General features: G+C 72.7%; 12 protein-coding genes. 3 read left to right on the top strand and 9 right to left on the bottom strand.

Annotation, left to right across the window (positions count from 1 at the left end; genetic code table 11):
* The 6 genes from mshC to DLJ59_RS02355 form a co-directional block, all read right to left on the bottom strand.
* The coding region (mshC, locus tag DLJ59_RS02380; RefSeq protein WP_124770877.1) for a cysteine--1-D-myo-inosityl 2-amino-2-deoxy-alpha-D-glucopyranoside ligase at window positions 1–1,219 on the bottom strand (1,219 nt) is incomplete at its 3' end.
* A gap of 66 nt (window positions 1,220–1,285) precedes the next feature.
* Window positions 1,286–2,104 (bottom strand): SCO1664 family protein, encoded by an 819-nt coding sequence (locus DLJ59_RS02375; protein WP_124770876.1) that lies wholly within the window; start codon window positions 2,102–2,104, stop codon window positions 1,286–1,288.
* Window positions 2,101–2,685: a DUF3090 domain-containing protein gene (locus tag DLJ59_RS02370; protein WP_124770875.1), complete on the bottom strand. Its 585-nt coding sequence runs from the start codon at window positions 2,683–2,685 to the stop codon at window positions 2,101–2,103. The genes DLJ59_RS02375 and DLJ59_RS02370 overlap by 4 nt, the downstream gene beginning before the upstream one ends.
* Before the next feature lie 157 nt (window positions 2,686–2,842).
* Complete coding sequence (locus DLJ59_RS02365; protein ID WP_124770874.1) at window positions 2,843–3,556, bottom strand: MSMEG_4193 family putative phosphomutase; 714 nt, start codon at window positions 3,554–3,556, stop codon at window positions 2,843–2,845.
* Between the two features lie 101 nt (window positions 3,557–3,657).
* Window positions 3,658–4,494: an undecaprenyl-diphosphate phosphatase gene (locus DLJ59_RS02360; protein WP_124770873.1), complete on the bottom strand. Its 837-nt coding sequence runs from the start codon at window positions 4,492–4,494 to the stop codon at window positions 3,658–3,660.
* Window positions 4,491–5,543 carry an LLM class F420-dependent oxidoreductase gene (locus tag DLJ59_RS02355; RefSeq protein ID WP_124770872.1) on the bottom strand — a complete coding sequence of 351 codons (1,053 nt, stop codon included), beginning with the start codon at window positions 5,541–5,543 and terminating at the stop codon, window positions 4,491–4,493. The genes DLJ59_RS02360 and DLJ59_RS02355 overlap by 4 nt, the downstream gene beginning before the upstream one ends.
* Window positions 5,544–5,729: 186 nt before the next feature.
* Between DLJ59_RS02355 and DLJ59_RS02350 the strand changes: the two genes are divergently transcribed.
* Window positions 5,730–6,701 (top strand): aldo/keto reductase, encoded by a 972-nt coding sequence (locus DLJ59_RS02350; protein ID WP_124770871.1) that lies wholly within the window; start codon window positions 5,730–5,732, stop codon window positions 6,699–6,701.
* A 38-nt stretch (window positions 6,702–6,739) separates the two neighbouring features.
* On the opposite strand, the gene DLJ59_RS02345 is transcribed toward DLJ59_RS02350, so the two are convergent.
* The 3 genes from DLJ59_RS02345 to DLJ59_RS02335 are packed head-to-tail and all read right to left on the bottom strand — an operon-like array spanning window position 6,740 to window position 9,050.
* The gene (locus DLJ59_RS02345) at window positions 6,740–7,645 is read right to left on the bottom strand and encodes a hypothetical protein (RefSeq protein ID WP_124770870.1); all 906 of its coding nucleotides are present in this window, start codon (window positions 7,643–7,645) and stop codon (window positions 6,740–6,742) included.
* A gap of 14 nt (window positions 7,646–7,659) precedes the next feature.
* On the bottom strand, window positions 7,660–8,721 hold the full coding sequence (locus tag DLJ59_RS02340; protein ID WP_124770869.1) for a WXG100 family type VII secretion target: 1,062 nt from the start codon (window positions 8,719–8,721) through the stop codon (window positions 7,660–7,662).
* Window positions 8,718–9,050 carry a hypothetical protein gene (locus DLJ59_RS02335; RefSeq protein ID WP_158630770.1) on the bottom strand — a complete coding sequence of 111 codons (333 nt, stop codon included), beginning with the start codon at window positions 9,048–9,050 and terminating at the stop codon, window positions 8,718–8,720. The genes DLJ59_RS02340 and DLJ59_RS02335 overlap by 4 nt, the downstream gene beginning before the upstream one ends.
* A 93-nt stretch (window positions 9,051–9,143) precedes the next feature.
* On the opposite strand from DLJ59_RS02335, the gene DLJ59_RS36210 reads away from it, so the two are divergent.
* The gene (locus DLJ59_RS36210; RefSeq protein WP_158630769.1) at window positions 9,144–9,563 is read left to right on the top strand and encodes a YbaB/EbfC family nucleoid-associated protein; all 420 of its coding nucleotides are present in this window, start codon (window positions 9,144–9,146) and stop codon (window positions 9,561–9,563) included.
* Window positions 9,560–9,988: hypothetical protein (locus DLJ59_RS02325; RefSeq protein WP_208648523.1), on the top strand; the 429-nt coding region annotated here is incomplete at its 3' end. The genes DLJ59_RS36210 and DLJ59_RS02325, both read left to right, overlap by 4 nt.

The following is a 9,988-nucleotide window of genomic DNA, read 5'->3' as shown; positions in this document are numbered from 1 at the left end:
GGGCGTCCACCGTCTTGGCGAAGAGGGCGGGGGCTTCGGGGTCATCCTGGGTGCCGGCGAGGGTCGCCTCGGCCCAGCGGTCGGCTGCGGCCAGGGCTCCGGGAGTATCCAGGTCGTCGGCCAGGCGTGCGCGTACCTCGGCCAGCACCTCAGCCCCCGACGGCCCGGCGGGCGCGGCGGCGGCCCGCCGCCAACGGTCCAGACGCTGCTGGGCGGCGGTGAGCAGCTCGTCGGTCCAGGTGCGGTCGCTGCGGTAGTGCCCGGAGATCAGTGCCAGCCGGATCGCCATCGGGTCGACCTTGTCGGCGCGAAGCCGGGACACGAAGACCAGGTTGCCGCGGGACTTGGACATCTTCTCGCCGTCCAGACCGATCATCCCGGCGTGGACGTAGTGCTCGGCGAACGGCGCCTGGCCGGTGAGCCGCTCGGCGTGCGCGGCGGACGCCTCGTGGTGCGGGAAGATCAGGTCGTTGCCGCCGCCCTGCACGTCGATCCGGTCGCCGAGCAGGTTGAGCGCGATCACCGCGCACTCGATGTGCCAGCCGGGGCGGCCCTGGCCGAGCTCGCCGCCCGGCCAGGACGGCTCGCCCTCGCGGGCGCCGCGCCACAGCAGCGGGTCCAGTGGGTCACGCTTGCCGGCCCGGTCCGGGTCGCCGCCGCGCTCGGGGAAGATCTCCAGCATCTGCTCGCGGGTCAGGTTCGACTCGTATCCGAAGCGGGGCGTGGCGGAGATGTCGAAGTAGACGTCGCCGGTGCCGTCGTCGAGCCGGTACGCGGCGTCGTCCTTGAGCAGCACCTCGACCTTGTCGGCGATGTCCGGGATCGACTCGACCGCGCCCACGTAGTGCTCCGGCGGGATGATCCGCAGCGCCTCCATGTCCTCCCGGAACAGCGCCGTCTCGCGCATCGCCAGGACCACCCAGTCCTCGCCGTCGCGGGCGGCCCGCTCCAGCAGCGGGTCGTCGATGTCGGTGACGTTCTGCACGTAGCGCACCGGCCGGCCGGCGTCGCGCCACACCCGCTGCACCAGATCAAACGTGATCATGGTGGCGGCGTGGCCGAGGTGGGTGGCGTCGTACGGGGTGATGCCGCAGACGTACATGCTTCCCGCGTCGGCCGGCTCGCTCGGGTGGACGCCCTGCCGTGCCGAGTCGTACAACGCCAGTGGCTCGCCCCTGCCCGGCAGCCGTGGCACCTCGTGTCCCGCCCAAGACTCCATGGGATCAGCCTAGCCAGCCCGGCGACGAGGCCGGAGCACCCCACGGGTGATCAAGATGACAGCGGTTCACATGGGCGGCCAGGGCATCGCCGGCCAGTCCTCCGGCGGCTGGGGGAAGCGGCCGGTTTCGCGCAGCCGGTCGACCCGGGCGGCCACCTCGGCCACCTCGCTGATCGTCAGGTGGTCGGCCAGCTCCGCGCCGAGCGGCCCGGCGACCTGCCCGGCCAGCGTGTCGAGCATCTCCACGGCGTCCGCTGGCAACTGCTTGCCGGCCCAACCCCAGAGCACCGTACGCAGCTTGTCCTCGACGTGGAAGCTCACGCCGTGGTCCACGCCGTAGATCCGGTCGTCGGCGCCGACGAGCACGTGACCGCCCTTGCGGTCGGCGTTGTTGAGCACCGCGTCGAGCACCGCGAGCCGGGCCAGCCGCGGGTCGTCGGCGTGGGCGAGGGCGTACGCGGCACCGTCGTCGTCCTGGGCGGCGGCGATCGGGATCCAGCGCGGCGGCAGCTCCCCGGCGGGCAGGAAGCCGACGAGCGGTTCGGCGTCCTCCGGCTCGTCGATCCAGAGCTGGCAGGAGCCGGGGCCGAACGGGCCGTCGCGCAGCACGGTGGGCGGCACCAGGCCCCACCCGGTGGCGCGGGAGACCAGGTACGCCGACACTTCCCGACCGGCCAGGGTGCCGTCGGGGAAGTCCCAGAGTGGGCGCTCGCCACGGACCGGCTTGTAGACGCAGCGGGCGGTCGCCCCGTCCAGGGTCAGGATGCCGCGCAGCGTCGTGTTCGACGCGTCGACCAGCCGACCCTCCAGGTCGAGGGCGCCGTCACGCAGCAGCCGCAGCGCGGCGTCGCCGTCCTGGCGAGGCTGGAGGCCGGACGAGGTCACCGGTGATAACCGTTGTGCCGCGGGCAGAGGTGCCCGGCGGGGTCCAACGGTTGGCCGCAGAGCGGGCACGGTGGCCGGCCCGCGTTGACCACTCGCCGGGCCCGCTCGATGAACTGTCGGGTCGCCTGCGGGGTGAGCCGGACCCGGAGGCGGTCGAGGTCCTCGTCCGGCTCGTCGTCCTCGTCGTCGTCGTCCTCGTCGTCGTCCTCGTCGCCGAGCTCGACCTCGGGCTCCACCTCGCCCGCCGCGATCGCCTCGATCACAACGGTCGCGGTGTCCACGTCGAAGGCCAGCCCGAGGGTTCCGACCCGGAACTCCTCGTCGACCGGAGTGTCCAGCGGCTCGTTGTCGCCGATCACCGGCGCCAGCTCGGGGAGGTCCACCCCGAAGCGACGCTGCGCCTCGGTGAGCAGCTCTTCCAGCTTCTCGGCGAGCAGGGACACCTGGACCTTCTCCAGCGCGACGCTGACCAGCCTGCCGCCGCCGCGGGCCTGCAGGAAGAACGTGCGCTCCCCCGGTGGCCCGACAGTCCCGGCGACGAACCGCTCCGGCGGTTCGAAGGCGTGCACCTGGTGGGTCATACCCACGACCCTATCCGGCCCGCCTGGGCACCGCGCACCCCACCGACGCGAATCGCCGCAGCGGCGGCGCGCCCGGCGTACCAGGGGCTGTAGCCGGGCGTGGCGGCCGCTCCGGGGTGCGCCGACGGCCCGGCCGGGGGTGGTGTCGTGACGCGCCTCACCGCGACGCACCCGCCCCGCCGCCGACGGCCGCATCCGAGTCGGCCACCCGGTTCGCGCGGCGACGCCGCTTGGTCGGCGGCGGCACCAGCGCCGCCAGGTCCCCGCCGGTGTCGTTGAGTCGCACCAGAAACGGACGCAGCGGCGTGAACCGGATCGCCGTCACCGACGCCGGGTCGGCCACGATCCGCTGAAAAGCGTCAAGGTGTACGCCGAGCGCGTCCGCCACGATGGCCTTGATCACGTCGCCGTGGCTACAGGCCAGCCAGACCGCCTCGGGCCCGTGTTCGGCGCTCACCCGCACGTCCCAGGAGCGCACCGCCGCCACGGCCCGCGCCGCCATCGCCGCCATCGCCTCGCCGTTCGGGAAGACGGCCGCGCTGGGGTGCTGCTGGACCACTGGCCAGAGCGGCTCCTTGGCGAGCTTCTTCAGCGGCTGACCCTCCCAGCTGCCGTAGTCGCACTCGATCAGGCCGTCCTCGACGACCGGGGTGGCCTGCGGGAGCGCCAACTCCAGGGTCTGCCGGCAGCGGATCAGCGGGCTGGTCACCACGGCGGCCAGAGGCACCGGCCGCAGCCGCTCCCCGACCGCGGTGGCCTGGGCGCGCCCGGTGTCGTCCAACTCGACCGGTTGGCGGCCGGCCAGACCGCCGTCCGCGTTCGCTGTCGTCCGGCCGTGTCGCAGAAGCAGGAGGGTCGCCACGGGGACCACCCTATGACCTGGGCCCCGCGGCGGGCCGTCGCGGGCAGCGGATGACGACAGTTGCCCCCCGGCTCCGCCCGCAGGCGGAGCCGGGCCCGTCGACGGGTCGGTCAGGTGGCGCTGATCGTGCCGGTCAGCAGCAGAGCGAGAACCAGGGTGCCCAACGCGACCCGGTACAGCACGAAGACATACAGGGTGTGGTGCGCCACGTAGCGCAACAACCAGGCGATGGCCGCGTAGCCGATGCCGAAGGCGATGACGGTGGCCACGATCGTCTGGGCCACCGTGGGTACGGACGTGCCCGGGGCGGACGGTTCGAAAACGTCCCCGAGACTGAACACGCCGGACATCACCACCGCCGGGATGGCCAGCAGGAACGAGTACCGGGCCGCCGCCTCCCGGGTCAGGTTGAGCAGCAGGCCGGCGGTGAGGGTGCCGCCGGAACGGGACACCCCGGGAACCAGCGCCATGGCCTGCGCGAAGCCCATCACGATGCCGTCCTTCATCCGGAAGTTCTCCAGGGTGCGGGTCTGCCGCCCCCAGTACTCGGCGAAGGCCAACACGAACGCGAACACGATCAGCGTGGTCGCCACCACCCACAGGTTGCGCCCAGCGGTCTTGATCTGATCCTTGAACACGAAACCGAACAACCCGATCGGGATCGAGCCGACGATCACGTACCAACCCATCCGGTAGTCGAGGCTCGAGCGCACCGACTTGTCCCGGATGCCCACCAGCCAGGTCCTGGTGATCCGCCAGATGTCCTTCGCGAAGTAGATCAGCACCGCCGCTTCGGTGCCGAGCTGGGTGACCGCTGTGAACGACGCGCCCGCGTCACGGTCGAAGAAGATCGCCGAGGTGATCCGCAGATGCCCCGACGAGCTGACCGGCAGGAACTCGGTCAGTCCCTGGACGATGCCCAGGACGATTGCTTCGACCCAGGTCACTCGCCGACTCCCGAGAGGTCCAGAGCCTCGGCGACGGTGCGCAGGGTCTGCACACCGGTGTCCCGGTCGGCCACGAACAGGGTCACCGACAGCGTGGTGACGCCGGCGGCGGCGTACTCCCGCATCCGCTCGGCGATGCGCTCCTTCGGGCCGAGCAGCGAGGTGCGGTCGATGAACTCCATCGGCACGGCGGCGGCGGCGTCGCGCTGCCGCTTGGCCAGGTACAGGTCCTGCACCTCGCGGGCGGCGTCGCCGTAACCCATCCGGGTGGCGAGCTGGTTGTAGAAGTTCTGCTGCCGGCTGCCCATCCCGCCCACGTAGAGCGCGGCGTACCAGCGCACGAGTTCGGCGCAGGAGGCCACGTCGTCGCCGACCACCACGGGCACCGACGGCACCACGTCGAACCCGGCCAGCTCCTTGCCGACCTTGGCCCGCCCGGCCCGCACCGAGGCGAGCTGCTCCTCGGCGAACTCCGGGGCGTAGAAGACGGCCAGCCAGCCGTCGGCGATCTCGCCGGCCAGCTCCAGGTTCTTCGGGCCGACCGCGGCCAGGTAGATCGGGATGTGCTCGCGGGGAGGGTGGAAGCCCAGTCGCAGGGCCTTGCCCGGGCCGTCCGGCAACGGCAGCGTGTAGTGCTCGCCGTCGTACGCCACCTCCTTGCGGGCGATGGCCAGCTTGACGATGTCGACGAACTCGCGGGTGCGGGCGAGCGGCTTGGCGAACCGCACGCCGTGCCAGCCCTCCGACACCTGCGGGCCGGAGACGCCCAGGCCGAGCCGGAACCGGCCGCCGGAGAGCGCGTCGATCGTGGCGGCGGTCATGGCGGTGGCCGCCGGCGTACGGGCGGGGATCTGCATCACCGCGGCGCCGACATCGATCCGTTCGGTCTGCCCGGCCATCCAGGCCAACATGCTGGGCGAGTCGGAGCCGTACGCCTCCGCCGCCCACACCACCGAATAGCCCAGCCGGTCCGCCTCCTGGGCCAGCGCCAGGTGATCGGCCGGTGTGCTCCACGCTGTCTGATATCCGAGACTGAGCCCGAGTCGCACAGGTCCTCCCCCATCCGTGGCACAGGTCGCACCAGGTTACGCAATGCCGATAACGGACTCGATCACCGGCTCGACACCTTTGATCCCCCCTCCGCCGGGGCAGCCCCAGGCGGCGGAACCGGCAGAACCGGCAGAGATACGGGAGCGAGGATATCCGTGGCGGCAGGTTCGAAATAAGGTTCACCCATGCAACAGCGACCGCTCGGCCGAAGCGGGCTGGCGGTTTCCCGGCTCGCGCTCGGCACCATGACCTGGGGCCGGGACACCGACGCCGACGATGCGGCCGCCCAGCTGAAGAGTTACCTGGACGCGGGCGGCAATCTGATCGACACCGCCGACGTGTACGGCGACGGCGACGCCGAGTCGGTGATCGGCTCCCTGCTGGGCTCCCTCGTCCCCCGCGAGGAACTGCTGATCGCCACCAAGGCCGGGTTACGCCCCGGCAGCGGCCGACGCCGCGACGGCTCCCGGGGGCACCTGCTGCGGACGTTGGACGCGTCGCTGCGCCGGCTCGGCACCGACCACGTCGACCTGTTCCAGGTGCACGGGTACGACCCGGACACCCCGCTGGAGGAGACCCTCGCCGCCCTGGACCACGCGGTGGCCAGCGGCAAGGTCCGCTACGTCGGGGTGTCGAACTTCTCCGGTTGGCAGACCGCGCGGGCCGCCGCCTGGCAGACCGCCTGGCCGGGGCGGGCGCCCGTGGTCGCGTCCCAGGTGGAGTATTCGCTGCTGGAACGGGGCGTGGAGCGGGAGGTGCTGCCCGCGTGCGACGCGCTCGGCCTCGGCGTGCTGCCCTGGTCGCCGCTGGGCCGGGGGGTGCTCACCGGCAAGTACCGGCACGGCCGTCCGGCCGATTCCCGGGCCGCGTCGCCGCACTTCGAACGGTTCGTCGCCACCTACCTGGAGCCGCGCTGCTCCAGCATCGTGGAGGCGGTGGCGACCGCGGCCGGAGGGCTCGGGGTGTCGCCGCTGGAGGTGGCGTTGGCGTGGATCCGGGACCGGCCTGGCGTGACCGCGCCGATCCTCGGCGCCCGGACGGTGGGACAGTTGCTCGGCGCGCTCCAGGTGGAACGGATCACACTGCCCGAGGAGATCACCACCGCGCTGGACGACGTCTCCGCGGTGCCGGTCGGCTACCCCGAACGCGACGGCTGACCAGCGCGCCGGGGTCACAGCTGTCCGGCGCGCCGGGGTCACGGGGTCGGACGCTGTCCGGGGAGGTCCTGGATCGCGGTCAGGAAGCGCGACTGGTCGTCGCGGAGCGCGGGCTGGGTGAGCCGGATCCACGAGCCGTCGTCGAAGACGACGGTGGAGGCGAGCTGCACGAGCCCGCTCGCGCCCCGCTCGGAGTCGACCCGGGTCACCCGGTCGCGGCGCACACTCCACAGCACCCGGGGTTGACGCCGGTCGGGTCGGTCGGCGTCCGGGCGGGGGCCCATCCGCAGCAGGTGCAGGTGGGTGTCGGTCACGGCCAGCGGTGTGCCGCTGTAGCGCTCCAAAAAGAGCAGCAGGCTGCCGGCGAGGGTGGCGAGGTCGCCGCTGAAGACGTACCGGCGGCGGTAGGCGATCTCGGCGAGCTGTTCGGCCAGCGGACGGTACTGGCTCAGCCGGAACAGCGCGCGGAACGCCTCCTGCTCCTCGGTGAGCGGGATCGGCTCGCGCTGGGCGGGTTGGTGGGGCAGGCCCGGCTCCGGCCTGGCCAGCTCCGGCACACCGGCGGCGAGGGCGCCGGCATTGCCCGGCAGCAGCAGCACACCCGCGGCCAGCCGCACCGGCGTGAGGACGGCGTCGACCCAGACCACCGGGTTGACGATGTTGAGCAGCCCGAACAGCACCTTCGGGTCGAGCGCGTCGGCCAGCTCGGCGCCGACCTCGTCGGCGAGCTGCCGACCGGCCTGGTGGGTCTGCGACATACGCACCGGTCCCAGCCCCACGTAGCGGAGCTCCTGCCCGGTCAACAGCGGGGCCACCAGGGCGCGCTCCGGCTCGTCGCTGGTGCGGAACTCGTCGCGCAGCTCGCGGGCCTTGTCCCGGGCGGCCCGCGCGCCCCCGAGCACCGCGTCGGTGAACCGGCCCAACCGACCCCGCTCCCCTGACATCAACCGTCGCCTCCCTAGCGGCCCGCCGGCTGGCCTGCCGGCGGCTGCCCGAAGACATTCTGGTCGATCCAGTCCGCGCCGCCCTGCACCGCCTGGTCGATCTGGTCGCTGACCTGCTCGCTGCCGGGAACGGAGAGCCCGCTGGTCAGCGCGACCGTCCCCCAGGTGACACCGTGCACGACCGAGTTCGGCACGTTCCACGGCAGGTTGGTCGCCCAGTCCCGGGCGATCACCCGAGCGCCGTCGGCGACCCCGTGTGCCCGCAGCGCGGCGGCCCGCTCGAGGGCGCCCATGTCGAACGGGGAACCGGACTTGCCCAGCTTGTAGGTGCCCTTGGTGGGGTCGAGGAACTTGTGGTGCCACTTGTCGAGCTTGCCGGCGGCACGGCGCTTGTCGGCGTACTTCTTGCCGGTGCGCAGCGCCTTCTGCATGTCGACCAGCTTGTCCAGGTGCGTGCGCAGCTTGCGCAGGTACAGCAGAACCCGCTGGAGCAGGCGGATGACCTTCTGCAGGTGCACCGCGAGCGGCCGGATGACCTTCAGCATCCGGGTGACCACGATCAGGCCCCTGGTGACCGCGACGCCCACCCCGGCCGCCCAGGACGCGCCCATGGTGATCGGGGCCATCAGCAACGCCGTCACCAGCGTCACCAGGAGGAAGTTGACGAACTCCACGCAGAGGTCCACGAGCACCTCGTGCACGGTCTGCAGGCCGTCGGCGACACCGCGCAGGTACTCCGCGGTGGCGGCGAACTGCTCGGCGACGTCGAGGAGTTGCTGCTCCACCTCGGCCAACCGCTGGCCGTACGCCACACCGGAGGGTGAGCGCCACCCGGCCTGCGCGGACTCCCTGGTGCCGCGGTGCCCCTGCGCCAGGTCACGCACCTGGGTGGCCAGCGCGTCCCACTCGGCGGCCTTCGCGCGCAGCACGGCGGGTTCGCCGTCGACCAGGTCGACGAGCTGGATCAGCGGCCACGCCAGGGTCCGGCAGACACTGTCGACGGCGTCCTGCACGCCGGAGAGCGCGCTGTCGAGGCCGTTCCACAGCTGGACGGCACTGCCGGCCGGCCCGCTCATCCGGGCAGTCCCGACTGGATGGCCTTGAACCCGGCGTCGAGCTCCCGTTCGTTGTGCTCGTACGCCTCGGCCGTGTCGGCCAACGCCTTCGCGACCCGACCGAAGGCGGCGTTCGCGGCGGCGAACAGCTCCTTGCCACCGGTGACCTGCTCGGCGTACTTGTCGCGCAGCATGTCGCTGGCGAACGGCAGATGACCGAAGGCGTCCGACGGCACGTCGCCGGCCGAGATGATCTGCCCCTCCAGCGCGGCGAGCGAGCTGGCGACCTGCTTGGCGGCTGTCTCCAGTCGACGGACCGCCAGCACGTCGACATCGATATCCGGTGGCATGCCGTTCCTCCCCCCATGAGTCGAGCGCACCGACGATACGATCTCCCGGCCGCCGGGCACCACCCGGTCACACGATCCACGGGGAGGAATCTCATGACGGACCCGACGTCGGCGTTCGACGCGCTCGCCGGGCGGATCGCCGACATCGAGCGCCGGTTCGCGGGCCTTCGCGACGATTTGACCGAGCTGTCCGGCACCGCGACTGACGAGAGTGGACTGGTCTCGGCGACCGTCGACGCCACCGGAGCGCTGACCGGTCTCACCCTCGCGCCCGCCGCCCTGCGCGCCGGCACGGAGGGGGTGGCCGAGCTGGTGCTCGACGCGTACCGGCGGGCCCGCGAGGTCGCATCCGCGCACGTCGACGAGCACACCGAAGGGCTGGACGTCGCGCTCGGCGCGGGGCTCGGCGACCTGTTCGGCACGCCGGGGGACTTCTCGGCGCTGGGCCGGCTGGAGGAGACCGTGGCCCGGCTCGGGAGGCTGGACGACCGTCTGCCGGGCGCACCGGCGTGACGACGCCGTCGCCGACCTGGCCGCAGGTCGCCGCTCGGCTGCGGGACACCGTGGCCCGCTGCGACCGGGACACCGACCTGGAGCTCTCCGCAGGCCCGCGCGGGATCCGGCTGCTGGTGCGCCGCCAGGTGGTGCGGGTGATCTGCCCCGGCCACGACCACGGACGCCTGGCCGCGCTCGGCTGGCACCGCCCGACCGGCGACGAGGGCTGGTGGTACGAGGCGGCGCGCACTCCAGAGCAGGTGGAGCGGCTCAGTGTCTTCGTGACCCGTACGGCCGCCGAGGTGCTGACCGACGAGCCCGGCGCGCTCTCCTGCCGGGCGGTGCCGCCGGCCGCAGGCCCTGGCCCGACGGGGCCGCCGGCAGCGGGCCCTGGCCCGACGGTGGCGCCGGCCGCGGGCACTGGCCCGACGGGGCCGCCGGCC

Origin of the sequence: Micromonospora inaquosa, assembly GCF_003857055.1 — a bacterium.
GTDB classification, from domain to species: domain Bacteria; phylum Actinomycetota; class Actinomycetes; order Mycobacteriales; family Micromonosporaceae; genus Micromonospora; species Micromonospora inaquosa.
This window is presented reverse-complemented; position numbering and strand designations above follow the sequence as displayed.